Source organism: Xenorhabdus hominickii, assembly GCF_002632725.1.
In the GTDB taxonomy this organism is placed as follows: Bacteria; Pseudomonadota; Gammaproteobacteria; order Enterobacterales; family Enterobacteriaceae; genus Xenorhabdus; species Xenorhabdus hominickii.
Genome location: NZ_NJAI01000001.1, coordinates 1,009,790 through 1,031,549 on the forward strand (window position 1 = coordinate 1,009,790; position 21,760 = coordinate 1,031,549).

Sequence of the window (21,760 nt, forward strand, 5' to 3'; positions counted from 1 at the left end):
AAAAAAGAAGTTTGAAGAATATGAATATAGATTGAAATGATCATTCAGGTGGATGATTAAATAGTTTAAATCATCAGTTTATATAGTTAATATAAAAGTGAGAGAATAACAATGAGTAACAAAATTACACCTTATATAACAAGTGGCTCAGATGTAGTGATAGGGCAATATTTTTTTCTTGATATTATTTTTACTTCCGATAATGTTATTTCAAGTGAGGTCAGTATTGATATTGATTCGACAAGGTCTGTTGGGATTTATCTAGAAGGCGATATTCCACCAATAGTTATTTCTGATGGTGGGAAGAAAGGTGTTATTACTGTTGAATTAAGTGTTGATGAAAACATTTCTGAAAATGATACTATTAGTTTTTATATTACACCAGATTCAAATGCAATAGGATTCAGTGAAATTTATGTTCAGTATAATGCAAGAACTATTGATAAATCCTCAACTAAATTGACTCTTGGTGATGATTATTTGGCAGTGCCCCATCATGTTAATTATCCGCCAAAAGGAATTTTTTCTTTTGCATATACAACGATAAAAAATCAAGATGGAAGTCATGGGTTATCTGGTACGCCAATTAATATAATGGATATTGGTGGTGACCTTGATAAAGTTGATTTTTATGCTGCTGACAAACAGACAAAATTAGAAGTTAGGAAATTTGGTAGTAAAAGAGGATTAATTGTTAAGACAGACTCTGATGGTAAACTCGTTTTATATATATATGCTAAGGAAGACACTTCTGCTGTAGTTAATCTTTATTCTGAAATACTTGGTGTTACAGGTGCTAGTTCAGCCAATAAAACTTTATATATTATAGATAATACACGAACAAACCCTGCAACTACTTTGGACGTTCCAGTTATTAAAGATGAGGATCAGGGAATTTTACGCTCCGACGGGAGCTCTCCAACATTTTCCGTAAAAATTCCTCCATATGATAATGCGGAGGGTGATGATTCTATATTTTGCTTCATTGATGGAAAGCCGATAGATAAACCTACTCGTTTATTAGAACCTGAAGAATTTCTTGGAACTTATTTTATTTCTTTACCTTATAGTAGTTTTCCAGAGGAAAATAAACTATATCAATTTGATTATAGTGTTATTAAAAAAAGTGGAGCGAGGCTAGTATCAGAACCGATAGATGTAACATATATAAGAGGCAGATCTCCAGACAATTTATATGAAAAATGTAAGGTGTACTCTAGTTATGGAGCTGATGATGAAAAAAATTTAATACCGGAAAGTGAAGGTATCAGTTGTGAACTTATAGCGAATTATAAAAATAATAAGGGTGTTGCTGGATTGTTTGTGAAAATTATGGGCACTGATGGTACAGGAGATGATACTAAAGTACCATTAGGCTCTAATATTTATGTACATGTGCGTATAAGATCCGCAACTAGAACTTTAGATAGGTGTTTTCCAACGACTATGCCGACGGATGGCAGTAATTGTGCAGTAGTAGGTATTCCTCAACAACTACTTGCTGGCAATAATGCATTTGATTTTGCCCATCTTGGCAAAATTTATTTTTATTATACAACGAATAAAGATGATAAAAATCCTGATAGCCAGACATGGCAAGGAAAAATTAATACTGTACCTCCTGGCCCGTGGCTGGATTGTGGTGCTATCGGTTCGTGAGATATGATGAGGTGATCATATTACAATTGGTCTCAGTATTATAAAACAGTATGGCTATATTAATTGGCCTTCTGCGAATTCTTGTAGAAGGTCATTTTTTAATTTTCGTATAGAATAGTAGTTTATAAATGATATTGTTCTCTCGGTTTTTAATATATTAAAAACCGAGAGAACAATATGGTATCAAGATTCCCTCCACTTAACGAAAGTAAAGCAACTCACTGACGAATCAAGCATGCTACCTGTTAGCCCCATCTTACCTGTAAACAAACTTTCGTAGTGATACATCTCACATTTATTTCACCTCTGTAGCTATAACGTGTAAAATAGCAGCATATTTGTGTTAGATGCGTGTAGCGGCATTCTGCCTTGCTGCACCCATGTAATATTTTCTCAAATAGCTAAAACGGTAAAAATACTTGTCAATTAATAACTTAAGAAATATCGCCATTATCGCTCACGTCGACCACGGCAAAACTACGCTGGTTGATAAACTCCTGCAACAGTCAGGGACCTTTGGTGAGCGTGCTGCGACAACTGAGCGTGTGATGGATTCCAATGATCTTGAAAAAGAACGTGGTATTACAATCCTTGCAAAAAACACCGCTATTAAATGGAATGATTACCGTATCAATATCGTAGACACCCCAGGTCACGCCGACTTTGGTGGTGAGGTTGAGCGTGTAATGTCAATGGTAGACAGTGTTCTGCTGCTGGTTGATGCGATGGATGGCCCAATGCCACAGACTCGTTTCGTAACCCAGAAAGCATTTGCTCATGGTCTGAAGCCTATCGTTGTTATCAACAAAGTTGACCGTCCTGGTGCGCGTCCTGATTGGGTTGTGGATCAGGTATTTGATCTGTTTGTGAACTTGGGTGCAACCGATGAGCAGCTCGATTTCCCAATCGTTTATGCTTCTGCGCTGATGGGTATTGCGGGTAACGAGCACACTGAGATGGCGGAAGATATGACTCCGTTGTATCAGGCGATTGTTGATCATGTTGAACCACCTAAGGTTGATCTTGATGGCCCATTCCAGATGCAGATTTCGCAGCTGGATTACAACAACTATGTTGGGGTTATCGGTATTGGTCGTATCAAGCGCGGTTCTGTTAAACCAAATCAGAACATCACTATTATTGACAGCGAAGGTAAAACTCGTAACGGTAAAATCGGTAAAGTTTTCAGCCACTTGGGTCTGGATCGTATCGAGTCTGATAAGGTTGAAGCGGGCGATATTATTGCGATAACAGGTTTGGGTGAACTGAATATCTCCGATACCCTGTGTGAAGTGAGTGCGGTTGAAGCATTGCCAGCACTGGCGGTTGATGAGCCTACCGTGAGCATGTACTTCTGTGTTAATACCTCTCCATTCTGTGGCCGTGAAGGTAAATACGTCACTTCTCGTCAGATCCTTGATCGTCTGAAAAAAGAACTGGTTCACAACGTCGCATTGCGCGTTGAAGAAACTGAAGATCCAGACGCATTCCGTGTATCTGGTCGTGGTGAGTTGCACTTGTCTGTTCTGATTGAGAACATGCGTCGTGAAGGCTTCGAAATGGGCGTTTCCCGTCCAAAAGTTATTTTCCGTGAAATCGATGGCCGCAAACAAGAGCCGTTCGAGCAGGTAACTTTGGATATCGAAGAGCAGCATCAGGGTGACGTGATGCAGGCACTGGGTGAGCGTAAAGGTGAAATGCGTGATATGTTGCCAGATGGCAAAGGTCGTGTTCGTCTTGATTACAGTATTCCAAGCCGTGGTTTGATTGGTTTCCGTACTGAATTTATGACTATGACTTCCGGTACTGGTCTGCTGTATGCGACATTCAGCCACTATGATGATATCCGTCCGGGTGAGATCGGCCGTCGTCAAAATGGCGTACTGATTTCTAACGGCCAGGGCAAGGCAGTTGCTTACGCACTGTATAGCTTGCAGGAGCGTGGTAAGTTGTTCCTCGGTCACGGTACTGAAGTGTATGAAGGCCAGATCATCGGTATTCACTCACGCTCTAATGATCTGACTGTTAACTGTCTGACCGGTAAAAAACTGACTAACGTACGTGCGTCAGGAACGGATGAGGCGACAACACTGTCTCCGTTTATCAAGAAAACACTGGAGCAGGCTCTGGAATTTATTGATGATGACGAATTAGTGGAAGTGACTCCACAGTCAATTCGCCTGCGTAAACGTCATTTGACTGAAAACGATCGTCGTCGCGCAAACCGTAGCAAAGACGCTTAATTTCTCTGCGCTGCTGTGTGGCAGAAGTTGATCGTGTGACAGACTGTATCTGACAGTTTGAATATGAGTAGCTTAGGGTGCTTCGGCACCCTGAGTTTTTTATGGTATTTGTCTTTTTCCGCTTTAGCCTGATTTTGTTATTACACTTCCTGTTTAGTCTTTTGCTCAATCTTCTATTCACTGCCTGTAGCACTCTGCATATTGCTGAATGTCCTTGATGATGAGTGGCCTTAACGATTATTAATTAATATTCTTAATCCAAAGTGAAATTTGTCTATTTTTTATCAATTCACACTTCTTTATTAATAAAATTATGATAAAAGTACTCAATGATGCGCATCAATCAGGAGGGGGTATGCTGTATATTTTCGATATGGGTAACGTGATTATTGATATTGATTTTAAAAGAGCATTGGCTGTCTGGAGTAATCTGAGTGGGACGCCGCTGGCAACATTGACCCCAAAATTTTCAGTGGGAGAAACCTTCGAAAAACATGAATGCGGGAAAATCAGTGACCGAACATTTGCAGACGTTATGTGCGATGAAATGGATATTTCACTCAGTTTTGAACAGTTTGTGGAAGGCTGGAATGCGATTTTTATTGGCGTCAGGCAGGAAGTCATTGAGTTAATGAATAAACTACGTGATCAAGGGCATCGAGTGGTTGTTCTATCAAATACCAACCATCTGCATCTGGATTACTGGCCAGTACAGTACCCTGAGATTACAACATCAACTGATTTTCTTTATTTGTCTCAAAATTTGGGTATGCGTAAACCGAATCCTGATATTTTTAAATATGTGCTTGAAACAGAAGGTGTGACAGCAGATCAAGCCATGTTCTTTGATGATGTTTTAGAATATGTTGAAACAGCGAAAAAATCAGGTATCAATGCCATTCATGTGACGGACAGGAATGTAATCCCTGATTATTTTAAGGCACATGATTTCTCACTTCCCACAGGAAATTAATCTCTTCCGCCCATTGCGAGAGAAGTTTTCTTCCGTTCTCCTTGCCTGTTTTTGGGCAAGGATGACAGTTTTGTTGCTGTGACATAATTTATAATGCCAAAAATAGCAAACAGCAATAAGAGCCTAATGAAGCAGGTTCTCAACGTTATGGCATGATATGGTTTGGCCAAAATATCATATTCATGGATTATCTATTTCTATTTTATATGGGTAATGGAATAACAGGATAGCAGGCAAGAAAAATGATCGCATTAATTCAGCGTGTAACACAGGCAAAGGTAGTTGTTGATGATGAAACGATTGGAGAGATTGAGCAAGGATTGTTGGTATTGTTGGGCGTTGAGAAAGATGATAACCCGCAGAAAGCACAGCGTTTATGCGAAAAAGTCATGGGATATCGGGTATTCAGTGACGAGCAGGGAAAAATGAATCTGAATGTTCAGCAGGCTCAAGGCAGTCTGTTGGTTGTATCTCAATTTACATTGGCTGCGGATACTCAAAAAGGTTTAAGACCTAGCTTTTCTGATGGTGCTGAACCTAAAAAAGCAGATGAACTTTATCGCTATTTTGTTGAACAGTGCCATGTAACTGGTGTAAAAACAGAAACGGGGAAATTTGCGGCTGATATGAAAGTCAGTTTGACGAATGATGGACCAGTGACTTTCTGGTTGCAAGTATAGCGAGTATAAAGTAACCCACTATATGCTGTATATGTTTCCCCCTGACTACACATGACCACATAAGAGAAGGGGCTGTTTCTATGTACCATCTGAGAGTACCTCAAACAGAACAAGAGTTGGAAACTTATTACCAATTTCGTTGGGAGATGCTGCGTAAGCCGCTGCATCAGCCTATCGGTTCAGAGAAAGATGGCTATGATTCAATGGCCCATCATCAAATGGTGGTGGACGAGCATAGTAATCCGGTTGCGGTTGGGCGCTTATATATTAATGCAGACAACGAAGGTGCAATCCGTTTTCTGGCTGTTCATCCCGGAGTGCAGCGGAAAGGGTTGGGTACACTGGTTGCGATGGCATTGGAATCGGTAGCCAGACAGGAAGGTGTGAAACGGATCGTTTGCAGTGCACGGGAAAATGCCGTTGATTTTTTTGATAAGTTAGGTTTTCAAAACCGGGGCTTGATCAATGGTGCCGGGACATTACCCATTAATCATTTTCTGATGATCAAGCCGATTATGAGCCTTGATGATATTTTACACCGCCCTGATTGGTGTGCAGAGTTGCAGCGGGCCTGGCATAAACACATTCCTTTAAGTGAGAAGATGGGGCTGAGGATCACTCAATATACCGGACAGCGTTTTATTACCACGATGCCTGAAGCCGGAAACCAGAACCCGCATCATACAATTTTCGCAGGCAGTCTGTTTTCGCAGGCTACTTTAACAGCATGGGGGCTGATTTGGCTGTTGTTACAGGAGCGTCAATTGGGGGGAGATATTATTCTGGTGGATGCTAATATCCGTTACCGACAGCCCATTACTGGGCGTCCCAGTGCAACGGCGGATTTCAATAACATGAGTGGTGATTTGGCCCGTCTTGCCCGAGGCAATAAAGCGCGAGTTAAATTGGAAGTGCAGGTTAGCGGTGAACATGGCATTGGTAGCGTGTTCACCGGTACTTATATCGTCCTGCCTCCCGAACGGCTTGTTACGACCTGATTTTTACAACCTAATTTTGGCGCAGGTTTTGCTTTCTGTTGTTGGTTGCTCGGTGGTTAATGGATTGGTGATTGATTGATCGGTTGCAGGGCTATCTACTGGAGAAACTGTTGTTGGTGAACAGTGGTCCGTTGAAATCAGCCCTTGTTCAATAGACTGAGACTCTTTGCCTGATGATTTATCTTCAGCAATCAGTGTGCCATTGATTGTGTTTTTGGCATCATCAGCAGAGAGTTCACCTGTAATCGCAAGTGAGAAATTACCTGCACCCTGAAGAGTCAGCGGTACCCATCCCCATTGCGGCAATGTGCTCAAATCCACATTCATTCCTTTGAAATTGAGGTTAAAAGGCGTTTGGTTAATTTGTTGTTCGGCCGTGCCTGTCACCTGTAATAGCCCATCTCCGTTGAAAGCGTTCAGTTTATCAATGATGACTTTGCCATCTGTGGCATGTAATTGCAGATAAAGGCGAGCTATTTCAATCTTATTGAATGTCCCTCCGGCCGCCTGCAAGGATGCCTGACCATTCCACAATCCCCATTTGCCATTTTTCAGGAGATCCAGAGTATTAATATGTCCCGAAAGGGTGGTGAACTGGAATGGGAAGTTGGGATTGGTATCAATCAGCACAGTATTATTGATACCAATATCATTTAATTTCAGCCCTGAAATCCATTCAGGTGCGGGTTTTTTGAAAGCGTTGAGCCATGCTGGTGGCAGAGTATAAAACAACCCAGATACTGAGCTATTGTTGATAGCCAGTTGCCGTGTTTTGCGATCCCATTCAGATTGGATGTTGAATAATCCTTTTTGATAATGGGTGGTTAGACTGGAAACGGTAAAAGTATCACCTAAAAAATGGAGTTTCCCAAGAGTATCGCGGAATTGTGCGTTATTCAGCACCATATCCGTAACATTAAAGTCAATCAGTCCATCTTCAGTATCCCAACTGCCATTGACCAGCCCCAAATTTTTAATGGTGCTATCCAGATAATCGACAGACCAGTTTTGCCCTTGTAACTTGGCATTGGTGATATTGAGATCTTTAACGTAAATAGCAGGGAGGTGACTGATTTTTTCCTTCAATGTGCTCAATGCTATCGGTGTTTGCCAGCGGATATCACTGAGCAGGAGATTGTTCACCCGCCAGCTACCATCGGGTAATTTCTGACCATCTCCAGAAATGGCGCCTTGCAGAAAAGTTGCGCCGAAAGAGCTGATAGTCAGAGTTTTCCCCTGATAACTGCCCTGCATAATGACATTTTCAACAGGAATGCCATTTAAACGGAGCGTACTGGCGCTGAATTGGTACTGCCCATCACCAAACGGAGCTTCCTCAGAAGGCAACCAGGGCGTAATGCCACCGGTGATATTTTCCGCTTGAATATGTGTATTTGGATTTTTTAACTGAACATTCATCTGGTTCAGTTGCAGAATGTCTGCTTGCAAGCGTGGGGAAAATTGATTTCCGGCTAGTGTTAATGTTCCTTGCTGTAATGTGAGGCGCTGGAGGTTTTTGAGGGTAAAAAGATCACGCCATTTGAAATCAAGATTAACTGTGTTGGCATTGAGTGCGAACGGGCTTTGTTTATCGCGGATATCAACCCAGCCCAACGTTAAGGTGGTCGGTTGTGACCAGCTATGACTGATGCTTTCAATACTGACTTGGTAATGTCCTTTTTTGTTAAGCCATTGGCTTATTTTTTTTGCTCCCCAATGTGTTTGAACAACAACATAGATAGTTATGATTGCTAAAAGCAGCAGTAATAGAAGCGCGACAACACCTTTCCCTAACCACTTCATGATTTCACCTCAGTATATCCCCCTAATAGAATCCCTTTTATGCCGTAAAACGGATAGGCACTCAATAGATGAAGCTGACAAAAATATTAATTAATTTTTTTTCGAGTGAGCGAGTATAGCTATTGCGAGTCGCTATGCAAAACGAAAGCAAAAAAGAAAACTCCCGCTGGGTAAGCGGGAGTGAGGGATAAAATATAGGCAAAATTATTGGTTATTTTTCCTGAGGAAAAATTAAGTTCAGCAAAATGGCTGTTAATCCACCCGCTGCGATGCCTGAGGAGAGTAAATTCTTCACCCACTCAGGTGCAAACTGCAAAATCAATGGTTGTTGTGAGACGCCTAACCCTACAGCCAGCGACAGTGCGATAATCATAATTGCACGACGATTTAATGGCTCGCGGGAAACTATTCTGACACCTGAAGCAGCGATAGTTCCAAACATCACAATTGTCGCACCTCCCAAAACAGGTTCAGGGATATGTTGCACAAAACCGGCCACCGCGGGGAATAGTCCCAATAAAATCAACATGGAGGCAATAATGTAACCCACATAGCGGCTGGCAACGCCAGTCAGTTGGATCACCCCATTGTTTTGACCAAAACAGGAATTGGGGAATGTATTGAACACCGCAGAAACCATTGAGTTAAGGCCATTTGCCAGCACTCCACCCTTAATACGTTTCATATATAGTGGGCCGCTGACGGGTTGTTCTGAAACATCTGAGGTTGCCGTGATGTCGCCAATTGTTTCCAGAGATGTCACCATAAAAATCAGGATGAATGGGATCAGCAAATTCCAATCACATGACAAGCCGTAATAAAGCGGTGAGGGAACCGTGAGGATAGGGGTATCTATTCTGGGTGTCGAGAGGGGAAGCATGCCCATGTACCAAGCCACGATATAGCCGACTGTCATAGCGATAACCAGAGAAGCAACACGCAGGTAAGGGTTCTTTTGGCGATTCAACAAGATGATGACGGCGAGGACAACACCGGCTAACAGTAGATTTTCAGGTGCACCAAATGTACCGTTTTGAATGGCGGAATAACCACCGCCAATTGAGGTTAACCCGACTTGGATCAGCGACAGGCCGATGATCATCACCACGATGCCGGATACCAGAGGAGTAATGACTCTCCTTGCCAGATGCAGTACACGGGAGAGCAGCACTTCGGTCATTGAGGCAATCATTAACGTACCGAAGAGAGCCGCCATCATCGTTGGGATATCCGCTCCGCCATTTTTCAGCGCCAGTCCACCCATGATAAGTGGTGCCACGAAGTTAAAGCTGGTTCCCTGAATTGAAAGCAAGCCAGAACCAATTGGCCCCCAAGAGCGAATTTGAATAAGGGATGCTAAACCAGAAGCAAACAGCGACATACTGATAATGCGCTGTGTATCCTGCTCAGGAAGACCGAGAGCCTGACAAATCAACATGGCTGGGGTAATAACAGCAACAAACATTGCTAGTAAATGTTGGCAGGCAGCAAATAGGGCATGTGGAAAGGGAGGCTTATCTTCGAGTCGATAGAGCAATTCATTGTCTGATTTGTCAGGAACTTCTAATGAATTGGATCCACGGGTTAAATTGACCATGTTATGAAATTCCGGATGGACAAAAAAACATATTTTAATGATCCTCACCAGTAAAGCAATCGGTTGCGTAACTTTTTAATAATAAAAGGCGGCTTAATTCCGTCACATTTTTAAATGTTTTAACTTGTGTTTATTAATGATTTTCTTTCTAATCCAACCCTTACCTGCTCTTGGCGTTTTTATAGGATGATTATAACGTCACATTAAATTCACATAATTTTAACAATAGATGGGGTACATAAATGTATCATCTGGATATTTACGGCACGCTCGTTGTTGCCGCACTTGTTTTACTACTAGGAAGAAAACTCGTACAATCAGTCCCATTCCTTGAAAAATATACGATCCCTGAGCCAGTCGCAGGTGGATTACTGGCCGCTTTTATTTTGCTGGCGGTTAAACAATTCACGGGTTGGGAAGTCAGTTTCGATTTATCTCTTAAAGACCCCCTGATGTTGACGTTCTTTGCCACAATCGGTCTGAACGCCAACCTTGCCAGCCTGAAAGCAGGCGGCAAATCTCTGATCATTTTTATCTTTGTGGTTGTTGGCCTGTTATTGGTACAAAATACCGTAGGTATTGCATTGGCGGAAATGCTGGGCCTTGACCCATTAATGGGATTAGTGGCAGGTTCTATTACACTTTCAGGTGGACATGGAACGGGCGCTGCTTGGGGGCAAATCTTCACGGAACGCTATGGCTTCGAGAGTGCGACAGAAGTGGCAATGGCGTGTGCGACATTCGGCTTGGTATTAGGTGGCTTGATTGGTGGCCCAGTTGCTCGTTTTTTGGTGAAAAATACCAAAACACCGGGTTTAGGTGCCGATGATGAGATCCCGACTGCATTTGAAAAACCGTATACTGGCAGACTGATTACTCCATTGGTCATGCTGGAAACCATAGCCATGATCTCTATTTGCTTGTTAGCAGGCAACTTTATTCAGGCTGGATTGAAAGGTACCGCTTTTGAATTGCCTACCTTTGTGTGTGTACTGTTCGTTGGGGTGATCCTCAGTAATAGCCTGTCACTGATTGGTTTTTATCGGGTCTTTGACCGTGCGGTTTCAGTCTTGGGTAATGTCAGTTTGTCACTGTTCTTAGCGATGGCATTGATGAGCCTGAAATTGTGGCAGTTGGCTTCCCTTGCACTGCCGATGCTGATCATTCTTTCCGTGCAGTCTGTCGTTATGGCGTTGTATGCTATTTTCATCACTTATCGTGTGATGGGTAAAAACTATGATGCAGCCGTATTGGCAGCCGGTCATTGTGGTTTTGGCTTAGGCGCAACGCCAACGGCTATCGCGAATATGCAGGCGATTACTGACCGTTTTGGGCCATCACATGTGGCATTCTTGCTCGTACCAATGGTAGGCGCATTTTTTATTGATATCGTTAACGCTGCTGTTATCAAAATGTATCTGTTATTACCGGTATTTCCATCTGTAGCAGGTTAAATTGATCCACTTTTGACTTTGCCTGAAATCATGGCTAAATATGCCGCTGAAATATCCAGCGGCATTTTTTCGCTTGTTTATTGGCTCATTACTATTTATTTATTCATTACTATAAGGTGCGTATTTTTAAGCATGGCTATATTGTGAGCTATCCGGCATCCAGCGCTCAATCAGTGCCTTGGCATGTTCAGGATAGTGTTGGTGAATATAGCGCGCGATGCGTTGAACTTCGGGCAACATACTTTGATCCCGCAATAAATCGGCGATCCTGAATTCAGCATTACCCGTTTGGCGCTTACCAAGTAATTCACCCGGCCCGCGGATCTCCAAATCTTTTTGGGCAATCACAAAACCATCGTTACTGTCCCGTAAAACTTGCAGACGTATTCTGGCGGTATTGGTCAGCGGTGTTTTATAGAGCAGGACACAATGTGATGCAATGGCACCACGTCCGACACGCCCACGAAGCTGATGCAATTGAGCTAGTCCCAGTCGTTCAGGATTGTCGATGATCATCAGGCTGGCATTGGGCACATCGACACCGACTTCAATCACGGTGGTGGCGACCAGTAATTGTAATTCACCCTGCTTGAAAGCTTCCATGATGGCTTGTTTTTCTGCTGGTTTCATTCGCCCATGCACTAAGCCGATTTTCAGTTCCGGCAATGCCAATGCCAGTTCTTCACTGGTTGCCTGTGCAGCTTGCGCTTCCAGTACTTCAGAATCTTCGATCAACGTACATACCCAATAAGCCTGACGGCCTTCATCCAGACAAGCGCTTTTGATTCGTTGGATAATGTCATTCCGACGGGTATCAGGAATGGCAACGGTCGTCACAGGTGTGCGGCCCGGCGGTAATTCATCAATGATGGATGTATCCAGATCGGCATAGGCAGTCATTGCCAATGTGCGCGGGATCGGGGTTGCTGTCATGATTAATTGATGGGGATGAAAGCCTTGTTCGCGGCCTTTTTCCCATAACGCAAGGCGTTGATGAACACCAAAACGGTGCTGCTCATCAATAATAACCAATGCCAATCCTGCAAATTTGACTTGCTCCTGAAACATCGCATGTGTACCGACGACCATGCTTACCTGACCACTCGCAATCGCCTCTTGCTGTGCCTGACGTGCTTTCCCTTTCTGTTTGCCAGCCAACCAGCCTACTTGAATACCGAGTGGCTCAAGCCATTGGCGGAAAGTATTGGCGTGTTGCTCAGCCAGCAATTCAGTTGGCGCCATCAATGCAACTTGCTTACCATGAACAATGGCGCGTACGGCTGCTAAAGCTGCTACCAATGTTTTACCCGAACCGACATCCCCTTGTATTAAGCGCATCATGGGGACATTTTTTTCCAGATCATGTTCTATTTCTGAAACGACACGGGCTTGAGCACCAGTGGGTGAGAATGGCAACTGGCTCAGAAGCTGCTGCTTTAGCGAATCGTTCGCTGTGAGCGGCTGAGCGTGGAAACGCTGTGCTCCTGCTCTGACCTCCAGCATACTTAAGTGGTGCGCCAGCAGCTCTTCCAGAATCAACCTGCGTTGGGCTGGGTGTCGGCCATTTTCTAAATCGTTCAGAGAGATATCCGGTGGTGGATAGTGCAACGTATGCAGGGCCTTGGGCAATCTGATGAGGTTTCGGCTGAACTTTTCCGGCAGCAACTCATTAATAGCGCAGGTATCCATTATCTCCAATGCCTGCTCGATCAACTTGCGCAGGGTTGTCTGACGTACTCCCTCAGTCGTGGGATAGATGGGAGTGAGCGTATCTTGTAGCTGGACACGGCCGGTATTTTGCTGAGCTTTATATTCTGGATGAATAATCTCCGGCCCTTGATTCCCTCGACGGATTTCACCATAGGCAACAACGTGTTTTCCTTCGGCCAGATTATTTTTCATGCTGGCGGTGAAGTTGAAAAAACGCAGGGTCAGCACTCCGGTTCCATCGCTGATTTGGCAAGTCATGATGCGTCGGCGTCCAAAAACCACATTAGTACGCAATACTTCACCTGTTACCGTAGCATGAATGCCGGGCAGCAATTCACTGATGTTATACAGGCGGGTTTGATCCTCATAACGGAGGGGCAGATGTAGCAACAAATCCTGTAGATTGACCAACCCCAATTTGGCGAGTTTATTGACCTGACTGGCTCCAACACCATGTAGGGTGGTTAAGGGGATGGCATCAAGTAGTTGGCCTTTCATGCGATTTCTCCGTCGGTGTGATTTATCCCCTTTATCTTTCAGGTTGCCTCTTTGTTGGCCGCCTCAATGCAACTCGAAATCTATTGGGTATATTTCCTTTTTGATGGTGCGTTTGTCGCTTGCATTTCTGCCCACCAAGATTCACTTGCGATGATTTGCCCTTGCTTATCAATCAATGGCTGTTCTAGCCCTTTACGGCGAGAAACGGCAGCCAAAACAGGGTATCCCCCTTCGAAAAGCAACTTTTGTTGTTCTTCTTCGGAGAGCGTGCTTTCTTTTTGCTGGTACATTCCAGCCAATTGCCGTTGTCGTTGTGCTTCATACAAGATCAAGGCTGATGCTACAGAAACATTCAATGATTGCACCATACCCGCCATCGGAATGATGATGTCATGATCGGCTAAAGCGATAGCTTGTTTTGAAATGCCTTTCTTTTCCTGCCCCATAATGATGCAGGTAGGTTTAGTGTAATCTATCTGGCGGAAATCGACGGCTTTATCAGAAAGATGAGTTGCCAGTACCTGCATACCATCGGATTTAAATTGCATGATGGCCTGCTCAATAGTGGCATGTGTTTTCACTTGAACCCAACTGTTACTACCGGCGGCAGAGGAGAGTTGCGTTCTTAATTGTTGCGTGGGCCAAATGGTATGGACTTGGTGGATACCGATTGCATCCGCCGTACGAATGACAGCGGATACGTTATGCGGCTTATGGACTTCTTCTAAACAAATCGTCAAATCAGGTTGACGCATCGCCATCATCTGGCAAATACGAGCGTAACGTTTTGGATTCATAACCTTTTAGTTTCGGTTACGGCTGACTCGCATCACATCTGGCATGACACGTATCTTACGCATGATATTCGCCAGCTGGATCCGGTCTTTGGTTGTCAGCCTGATGAAAGCACAATAAACGCGGCCATCTTTTTCCTCAGTATTCATGCTTTGAATACTGGAGTTTGCATCATTAATGGCGGCTGTCAGATTTGCCAGTGCGCCCTGATGGTTAAACATATCAACTTTAATTTCGGCAATAAAATCGCTATTGATATCTTTATCCCACTCGACAGGCATGAATTTTTCCGGTTCTTTCTGATATCCACGGATATTGCGGCAGGATTCGTGGTGGATTACCAAACCTTTCCCCGGGCTGATATGGGCAATAATGGGGTCGCCTGGAATTGGACGACAACATTTGGCAAAGGTGATCAAAATGCCATCTGCACCCTTGATAGGCAGCTTGCGAGACGAATTGGCATTGCCGTTGGGAATTTTTTCCGCAGCACCCAGCAATAAATTTCGGGCAACAACGACGCTCATGGCATTACCTAAACCTATTTCTGCCAGTAAGTCATCCAAAGTGGCAAGCTTCATTCTTGCCAGTTCTTTGTTGATATTCTCCTGAGGAATATCGATAACTTTCGTACCGTTGCCAAGAGCGTGATTGAGCAGACGGCGACCCAGTCCAATGGAATCATCCCGTTTCAGGTTTTTCAGTAACTGACGGATTTTGGCTCGTGCTTTGGAGCTGACGACAAAATTCAGCCATGCAGCGTTAGGGCGTGCACCTGGCGCAGTGATGATTTCGACAGTTTGCCCACTGCTGAGAGTTTGTGAGAGTGGATAAGGTAAGCGATCAACGCGGGCACCGACACAGGCATGCCCGATATCTGTATGGACAGCATAGGCAAAATCGACGGGTGTTGCGCCAGCAGGTAACTCCACAATCCGCCCTTCAGGGGTAAAAACGTAAATCTCATCAGGGAACAAATCAGACTTTACGCTTTCAATAAATTCAAAAGAGCTTCCAGCACTTTGCTGAAGCTCCAGTAAGCTCTGCATCCAGCGTTGAGCTCGTACTTGTGCAGTGGTGCCGGATTCTCCCTGCTCTTTATAGGCCCAGTGTGCTGCAACCCCCATCTCTGCCATCTGATCCATGTCTTCAGTACGGATTTGAACTTCAACGGGAACGCCATGCGGGCCAATAAGAGAGGTGTGCAGTGATTGGTAGCCGTTGGCCTTGGGAATGGCAATATAATCTTTTACTCGGCCGGGGCGCGGTTTATATAAACTGTGCATTTGCCCCAGTACCCGATAGCAGGTATCAAGATTATCAACGATGACACGAAAGGCGTAGATATCCATGATGGAATGGAAACGCTGTTCTTTCAGATGCATCTTACGATAGATAGAGTAGAGATGTTTTTCGCGGCCACTGACGGTACAAGTGATACCGGCATCTGTTAATCTGCCTTCAATTTCAGACAGAATCTTTTGGATCATCTCCTTGCGATTACCACGGGCGGATTTTACAACCTCCTTAATCACGCGGTAACGGTTAGGATACAGGGCTTCAAACCCCAGTTCCTCCAACTCTGTTTTCAGGTGATGAATACCTAAACGGTGAGCCAGCGGACTATAAATTTCCAGCGTCTCCCTAGCAATGCGCCGCCGTTTGTCGGGGCGCAGAGAGCCAAGTGTTCGCATATTGTGTGTACGGTCTGCCAGTTTGATCAAAATGACACGAATATCTTGTACCATTGCCATGATCATTTTGCGGAAGTTTTCAGCCTGAGCTTCTTTTTTGTCACGGAAGTTCAGCTTATCCAGCTTGGATACACCTTCCACCAATCCGGCGACAGCAGTGCCAAATAATTGCTCTATATCCTGAAATGTCGCTGGGGTATCTTCAATGACATCATGCAGAAGTGCTGCCATAAGTGTTTCATGATCAAGGCGCATTTCGGCCAGAATACAGGAAACGGCGACAGGGTGGGTTATGTATGGTTCACCGCTGGTGCGGGTTTGCCCTTCGTGGGCATCCCGCGCAACAGCATAGGCCTGTTTAAGTAGATCGATTTGATCTCCAGGCAAATATTTCAGAACTAGCTGATTCAGGCTTTCAAACAGGTACAAGGCAGACCTACCGTAAAATTAACGACGACCTTCAGCGATGGCAGAAACGGCTTTGATTTCCGCAGCGTCTTGTTCTTGCTGTTCCTGACGCTCACGAACATCAAGAATTTTATTGTTGATGAGGCCTTGCTCGATTTCACGCAGAGCGATAACAGTCATTTTATCGTTTTCTTCTGGAACGAGAGGATCTTTGCCACCCGATTGCAATTGGCGTGCTCGGCGAGCAGCGACCAACACCAGGTCAAAACGGTTACCAATTTTTTCTACTGCGTCTTGAACAGTTACGCGTGCCATATGTGTGCTACTCCACAGATAAGATAAATAAATGACTGGGCATAATACTGAAACTTGGTTCAGTCTGCCAATAATTTGCTGATTAAGGCATCATGCCGCTGAGTCTGACGATCTAATCGTAGACGCTCTGAACGAATGATAGATTGCAAATCGGCTAATGCCATATTGAAGTCATCATTAATGATGACGTAATTATATTCGTTGTAATGCTCCATCTCCGCGACAGCCTGAGCCATGCGCTTTGCAATGATTTCTTCGCTGTCCTGGCCGCGTCCACGCAGGCGACGAAGCAATTCTTCCTTGGATGGTGGAAGAATGGAAATGCTACGGGCTTCTGGCATTTTCTTACGGATTTGCTGTGCACCTTGCCAGTCAATATCAAGAAAAACATCGACACCACTGGCGAGCGTATCTTCGATCACTTTGCGGGATGTACCGTAATAGTTACCAAAAACACAGGCATATTCCAAAAACTCATCATGGTCGATCATATTTTGGAATTCATTCACTGTGACGAAAAAATAATGCTCACCATGATTTTCGCCCGGACGTGATTGGCGTGTTGTATGTGAAACAGAAACCTGAGTGTCATACAACGGCTGAGTTTTTAATAAAGCCTGAATAAGGCTTGATTTGCCTGCTCCACTCGGTGCAGAAACAATATATAACGTTCCTTGGTTCATGATGATTTCTTGACTGATTGGGTATTAACAAATGCAAGCGCAGGAATATAAAACCCCACATAGTATACACGGATACGTCAATCCATGCAGCGTTACAATACATGCCAACGAACATTTGGACAAAATTTTTTCTTAGCAAATTGCTGTTAATAGATTATTTTGCGAAACAATTTCAGGAAAAATAAACGGTTGCAGAAATTGAATATTAATTTTTAGAAATGCTTCGCAAACCTATATTTTTAATCTTGGTAAAAGTTTTCTTACTTTTTATTCTTTGCCCGTGTCTTAGGAACTTACGGAGCAAGGATGCTTAATTTTCTCATCAGTTTTTTTATCAGCTTTTTCATCACAATGTGGGGGCTGCTATTTGGCATCCCCACGGCCTTTGCAAATAAGGCCGATTGTCCTGAATGGTCACAGGAAAAGCTTCAGCACGAAATAGAACATCTGACGCAACAGATGGCGAAATGGGATCACCTTTATCGCCAGCAAGGTATCAGTGAAATAGATGATGAAATCTATGATCAATTGCTGGAAACCATGACGTTTTGGCAGGGTTGCTTAACTCAGGCTCCAGACATCACTTTTTCAGTTTCAGATGGCACTTTTGCAGTTACTGTGCCTTGGGAGGGAAAACAGCCTCATCCTATCCAGCATACTGGTCTGCATAAACTGAAAGAGGCATGGGAAGTGCGCCAGTGGTTACAGGGGAGAACGGGTGTCTGGCTGCAACCTAAAGTTGATGGTGTTGCTGTTACATTGGTTTATGAAAAAGGGCATTTGGTTGGGGTCATCAGCCGAGGTAATGGTACTGAAGGTACAGATTGGATGGATAAAAGCCCATTCATTCCGGCGATCCCTAAGCAAATAACGATCCCTCATCAGATAAATAGTGTACCGGAGCATTTGGTGTTACAGGGCGAGCTTTTTTGGCAGCAGATGCATCATCAACAATCAGTTGCCGGTAGCTTAGGTTCCCGCAGCAAGGTAGCGGGGCTGATGATGCGCAAGACTCCTGCGCCGGAACTTGAACAAATTGGGGTCTTTATCTGGGGCTGGCCGGATGGACCACATGAAATGGCTATAAAACTGGAAAAATTGGCAGAGATGGGGTTTCCCATCGCACAGCAATATAGCTATCCGATTACTACGGTAGAAGAGGCTGAAAAAGGGTGGAAAGACTATTTTGTTCAGCCCCTCCCTTTTGCTACAGATGGCGTTGTTTTACGGCAGGAAGCTGAACCAGCCGGGCGCCAATGGCGAACGGGTTCCAGCAGTTGGGCGATTGCATGGAAATATCCATTACGACAGCAATTAACAGCCGTAAAAAATGTCAATTTTACGGTAGGGAGAACAGGAAAAATATCCGTTGTCTTGGAGTTAGAAAAAGTGGAACTGGATGATCGGCAGGTCAGTCGCGTTAATATCGGCTCGGTCAAACGCTGGAAACAGTGGAATGTATATCCGGGAGATAAAGTCACTGTGGCGTTGGCGGGTCATGGGGTTCCTAAACTCAATAAGGTGATGTGGCGGATTGCTGAACGAACTGAGATTCAGCCACCTGATGCGCAGGAATATCACTTCCTGAGCTGTCTTACGAGTAATCATGATCATATGAACGACAATTTAAATGATAATCGTTGCCAGCAGCAGTTTATTGCTCGCCTGACTTGGCTTGGTGAAAAACTAAAAATGAAAGGCGTAGGGCAAGGAACGTGGTCTGCTTTGGTTAAACATGGATTAGTAACACGTTTAACGGATTGGTTGGCACTAAATATGGAGCAACTTGCTGAAATACCCAATATTGGTGCGAAGCGTGCTGAATTGATTTTCACCCAATTTCAACAGGCACGATCACAGCCCATTTCATTATGGCGTGAGGCGATAGGAATGCCTTATGCCAATCGATTGATGGATGAAGTAGGTTGGCACAGGGAGGTGCAATTCTCCAATATGGGCGAGAATAATTCATTAACAGTAAAACAAAAATTAACAGTAAAACAAAAAGCCAAAATTGCAGAGTTCTTGCAGCATCCTGAAATTCAAACACTAGTTAACACTTTAATGTTGCAAGGAATCGGAGGTGAATAGGATGATTGTTCAAGATACGCAGGGGCAGCAACCTGCCCCAAACGCTTATATTAGTGTTAGTGGTCTGTGCCATCATAATTGAAAATGGGTAAACCAAGACGGTAACGGATGGCAATCAATCGTGCAGCAAGACCTGAGATAAGCGTAATTAAAACCACGCTATTCGGGTGCAGTGGTGTATGTAATAAGGCGATATACAGCCAAGCAGCTGCAAAAGAAACACCGGCATAAATCTCTTTCTGGAATACCAAAGGAATGGTATTACAAAACATATCGCGCAGTACGCCGCCAAAAACCCCTGTAATCACTGCGGCAATGGCTGCGATTATCGGGCTGTATTCCATATCTAGTGCAATTTGAGCGCCAATAATGGAAAAAACGATTAAACCAATCGCATCAAGAATGAGAAATAAACGGCGCAAATGTTTCATCATGGGAGCAACCCAGATAGTGACTACCGCAGCACAGGCAACGGTCACAATATATTCAGGATTTTTTACCCAGCCAAGGGGGTAATGACCCAGAATAATGTCACGGACAGAACCACCACCAATGGCTGTCACGGAAGCAATAATGATAACGCCGAACACATCCATTTTTCGACGGCCAGCGGCTAAGGCGCCTGTCATGGCTTCAGCCGTAATACCAATGATATAAAGGACACTGAGTAGCATAAGTTTAATCAAATGGAATAACGTAGAAGTAAAGAGTACTGTTGAAATAATAACGTCTCGACTGAAATTTTTTAGTCAAATTTGCATAAAATTAGTTTTTATTATCTGAATCCTCCGCAAGATAAGGTAGAAAAATGGTCTTTAAGGAACATCAGATTACATTTGATAGCCGTAGTCATCAAATAACTAATACAAATATCTGGACTCCTGACAGTCAATGGTTGGTATACGACGTCCGCCCTAATGGAGCATCTTTCACTGGCTTAACGATAGAAAAAATTCATGTTGATAATGGGCAAACTGAAGCGATCTATCAGGCGAAAGATGGAGCACATGTCGGTGTTGTGACTGTGAGTCAGCAGGAGCCGACTCGTTATGCGTTTATTCATGGCCCAGAAAAACCCGATGAGCAGTGGCATTATGATTTTCATCATCGTCGGGGTGTGATTGTCTCTGATATCCAGCCGAAAGTCGCAGTTAACATTGACGCGATGGATATTACGCCACCTTATACTGCTGGCGCTTTGCGGGGAGGTACGCACGTTCACGTTTTCAGTCCTGACGGCAGCCGCTTGAGTTTCACCTATAACGATCATGTGATGCATGAATTAGACCCTACGCTGGACTTACGTAATGTCGCTGTCGCCGTACCCTTACAGCCTGTTATACCTACTACAAAACATCCGAGAGAATATGCCGGCAGCTACTTTTCGGTTATTGTCAGCCAGACTACAGCACATCCTCGTCCTGGAAGTGATGATATCAATCGGGCTTATGAAGAAGGTTGGATTGGGCAGCGGGGCTATCTCAAAGATAATGGCCAATGGCAACGCTGGGCACTGGCTTTTATTGGGGATACTCGCGCAAAGAATGGTGAAAAGATCCCGGAAATTTATCTTGTTGACTTACCTGAAAACGACAGTAATTACGCTATTGCGGGCAATCAACCTCTGGAGGGAACGGAAACAACCTTGCCCGCTCCGCCATCGGGTGTGAAGCAGAGACGATTGACCTTTACACATGACAAACGCTGGCCGGGGGTGGTGAATGTTCCCCGACATTGGTTGAGAGCATCGCCGGATGGCAGCAAAATCTGTTTTCTGATGAAAGACGAAAAGGGGATCGTCCAATTATGGTATATCTCGCCAAATGGCGGTGATCCAGTGCAGATAACTCACGGTCCTGACAATATTCAATCTGCATTAAGCTGGGATAGCCGTGGCCGGTTTATTGCGTGTGTTTGTGACAACAGTGTCATGCTTTGTAGTTGTCAAAATGGAGAAATGCGTCGTTTAACGGAACGCACCGATGAAGCGCCTTCTGCCGATGCGATAGTAATATCACCGGACGACCGCTATGTTGCCTTTATGCGTGATATTGAGGGATATCGGCAGATATTCGTAGTTGAAACAGGAATTAGTTGGAACAGGAATGACTTGGAACAGGAATGACTTGGAACAAGACTCACTCACCCCAGTCACGTAG

The 21,760-nt window shown here is 44.2% G+C and carries 16 protein-coding genes; 8 read left to right on the top strand and 8 right to left on the bottom strand.

Annotated elements, in window-relative coordinates:
• Positions 1-111: 111 nt before the first annotated feature.
• The 5 genes from Xhom_RS04545 to fabY all read left to right on the top strand — a co-directional run bounded on the left by Xhom_RS04545 (position 112) and on the right by fabY (position 6,553).
• Positions 112-1,659 (top strand): hypothetical protein, encoded by a 1,548-nt coding sequence (locus Xhom_RS04545; protein ID WP_069317588.1) that lies wholly within the window; start codon positions 112-114, stop codon positions 1,657-1,659.
• 419 nt (positions 1,660-2,078) lie between these two features.
• Complete coding sequence (gene typA / locus Xhom_RS04550; protein ID WP_069317589.1) at positions 2,079-3,902, top strand: ribosome-dependent GTPase TypA; 1,824 nt, start codon at positions 2,079-2,081, stop codon at positions 3,900-3,902.
• 355 nt (positions 3,903-4,257) lie between these two features.
• The gene (gene yihX / locus Xhom_RS04555) at positions 4,258-4,875 is read left to right on the top strand and encodes a glucose-1-phosphatase (protein WP_069317590.1); all 618 of its coding nucleotides are present in this window, start codon (positions 4,258-4,260) and stop codon (positions 4,873-4,875) included.
• A 242-nt stretch (positions 4,876-5,117) separates the two neighbouring features.
• Positions 5,118-5,555: a D-aminoacyl-tRNA deacylase gene (dtd, locus tag Xhom_RS04560; RefSeq protein ID WP_069317591.1), complete on the top strand. Its 438-nt coding sequence runs from the start codon at positions 5,118-5,120 to the stop codon at positions 5,553-5,555.
• A gap of 80 nt (positions 5,556-5,635) precedes the next feature.
• Positions 5,636-6,553 carry a fatty acid biosynthesis protein FabY gene (gene fabY, locus Xhom_RS04565; protein ID WP_069317592.1) on the top strand — a complete coding sequence of 306 codons (918 nt, stop codon included), beginning with the start codon at positions 5,636-5,638 and terminating at the stop codon, positions 6,551-6,553.
• A gap of 3 nt (positions 6,554-6,556) precedes the next feature.
• Here the strand turns inward: fabY and Xhom_RS04570 are convergent, their stop codons facing one another.
• Complete coding sequence (locus tag Xhom_RS04570; RefSeq protein ID WP_069317593.1) at positions 6,557-8,356, bottom strand: translocation/assembly module TamB domain-containing protein; 1,800 nt, start codon at positions 8,354-8,356, stop codon at positions 6,557-6,559.
• A gap of 211 nt (positions 8,357-8,567) precedes the next feature.
• Entirely contained in the window at positions 8,568-9,953 is a 1,386-nt protein-coding gene (locus Xhom_RS04575; RefSeq protein WP_069317594.1) for a nucleobase:cation symporter-2 family protein, read from the bottom strand.
• Positions 9,954-10,195: 242 nt separating this feature from the next.
• On the opposite strand from Xhom_RS04575, the gene gltS reads away from it, so the two are divergent.
• Positions 10,196-11,407, top strand: coding sequence for a sodium/glutamate symporter (gene gltS, locus Xhom_RS04580; RefSeq protein ID WP_069317595.1), 1,212 nt, complete (start codon positions 10,196-10,198; stop codon positions 11,405-11,407).
• A 126-nt stretch (positions 11,408-11,533) separates the two neighbouring features.
• Here the strand turns inward: gltS and recG are convergent, their stop codons facing one another.
• From recG to gmk, 5 genes are all read right to left on the bottom strand, one after another.
• Complete coding sequence (gene recG / locus Xhom_RS04585; RefSeq protein ID WP_069317596.1) at positions 11,534-13,615, bottom strand: ATP-dependent DNA helicase RecG; 2,082 nt, start codon at positions 13,613-13,615, stop codon at positions 11,534-11,536.
• 80 nt (positions 13,616-13,695) lie between these two features.
• Positions 13,696-14,412, bottom strand: a complete 717-nt coding sequence (trmH, locus tag Xhom_RS04590) for a tRNA (guanosine(18)-2'-O)-methyltransferase TrmH (protein WP_069317597.1) — start codon at positions 14,410-14,412, stop codon at positions 13,696-13,698.
• A gap of 6 nt (positions 14,413-14,418) precedes the next feature.
• Positions 14,419-16,533 carry a bifunctional GTP diphosphokinase/guanosine-3',5'-bis pyrophosphate 3'-pyrophosphohydrolase gene (gene spoT, locus Xhom_RS04595; protein ID WP_069317598.1) on the bottom strand — a complete coding sequence of 705 codons (2,115 nt, stop codon included), beginning with the start codon at positions 16,531-16,533 and terminating at the stop codon, positions 14,419-14,421.
• A gap of 18 nt (positions 16,534-16,551) precedes the next feature.
• Positions 16,552-16,827 carry a DNA-directed RNA polymerase subunit omega gene (gene rpoZ, locus Xhom_RS04600; RefSeq protein ID WP_069317599.1) on the bottom strand — a complete coding sequence of 92 codons (276 nt, stop codon included), beginning with the start codon at positions 16,825-16,827 and terminating at the stop codon, positions 16,552-16,554.
• Positions 16,828-16,886: 59 nt separating this feature from the next.
• Positions 16,887-17,510, bottom strand: coding sequence for a guanylate kinase (gene gmk, locus Xhom_RS04605; protein ID WP_069317600.1), 624 nt, complete (start codon positions 17,508-17,510; stop codon positions 16,887-16,889).
• 306 nt (positions 17,511-17,816) lie between these two features.
• On the opposite strand from gmk, the gene ligB reads away from it, so the two are divergent.
• Entirely contained in the window at positions 17,817-19,601 is a 1,785-nt protein-coding gene (gene ligB, locus Xhom_RS04610) for an NAD-dependent DNA ligase LigB (protein WP_069317601.1), read from the top strand.
• Positions 19,602-19,657: 56 nt separating this feature from the next.
• Here ligB and Xhom_RS04615 read toward each other — a convergent pair whose 3' ends face one another.
• Positions 19,658-20,275, bottom strand: a complete 618-nt coding sequence (locus Xhom_RS04615; RefSeq protein ID WP_069317602.1) for a trimeric intracellular cation channel family protein — start codon at positions 20,273-20,275, stop codon at positions 19,658-19,660.
• 134 nt (positions 20,276-20,409) lie between these two features.
• Here Xhom_RS04615 and Xhom_RS04620 point away from each other — a divergent pair, with 134 nt between their 5' ends.
• On the top strand, positions 20,410-21,726 hold the full coding sequence (locus Xhom_RS04620; protein ID WP_069317603.1) for a YidR family protein: 1,317 nt from the start codon (positions 20,410-20,412) through the stop codon (positions 21,724-21,726).
• Positions 21,727-21,760 lie beyond the last annotated feature (34 nt).

Bases quoted from the DNA above. Each gene is read 5' to 3' on its own strand.
- rpoZ (WP_069317599.1), bottom strand. From the start codon at position 16,827: ATGGCACGCGTAACTGTTCAAGACGCAGTAGAAAAAATTGGTAACCGT.
- dtd (WP_069317591.1), top strand. From the start codon at position 5,118: ATGATCGCATTAATTCAGCGTGTAACACAGGCAAAGGTAGTTGTTGAT.
- Xhom_RS04620 (WP_069317603.1), top strand. From the start codon at position 20,410: ATGGTCTTTAAGGAACATCAGATTACATTTGATAGCCGTAGTCATCAA.
- Xhom_RS04570 (WP_069317593.1), bottom strand. From the start codon at position 8,356: ATGAAGTGGTTAGGGAAAGGTGTTGTCGCGCTTCTATTACTGCTGCTT.
- gltS (WP_069317595.1), top strand. From the start codon at position 10,196: ATGTATCATCTGGATATTTACGGCACGCTCGTTGTTGCCGCACTTGTT.
- gmk (WP_069317600.1), bottom strand. From the start codon at position 17,510: ATGAACCAAGGAACGTTATATATTGTTTCTGCACCGAGTGGAGCAGGC.
- Xhom_RS04575 (WP_069317594.1), bottom strand. From the start codon at position 9,953: ATGGTCAATTTAACCCGTGGATCCAATTCATTAGAAGTTCCTGACAAA.
- recG (WP_069317596.1), bottom strand. From the start codon at position 13,615: ATGAAAGGCCAACTACTTGATGCCATCCCCTTAACCACCCTACATGGT.
- fabY (WP_069317592.1), top strand. From the start codon at position 5,636: ATGTACCATCTGAGAGTACCTCAAACAGAACAAGAGTTGGAAACTTAT.
- Xhom_RS04615 (WP_069317602.1), bottom strand. From the start codon at position 20,275: ATGCTACTCAGTGTCCTTTATATCATTGGTATTACGGCTGAAGCCATG.
- ligB (WP_069317601.1), top strand. From the start codon at position 17,817: ATGCTTAATTTTCTCATCAGTTTTTTTATCAGCTTTTTCATCACAATG.
- Xhom_RS04545 (WP_069317588.1), top strand. From the start codon at position 112: ATGAGTAACAAAATTACACCTTATATAACAAGTGGCTCAGATGTAGTG.
- yihX (WP_069317590.1), top strand. From the start codon at position 4,258: ATGCTGTATATTTTCGATATGGGTAACGTGATTATTGATATTGATTTT.
- trmH (WP_069317597.1), bottom strand. From the start codon at position 14,412: ATGAATCCAAAACGTTACGCTCGTATTTGCCAGATGATGGCGATGCGT.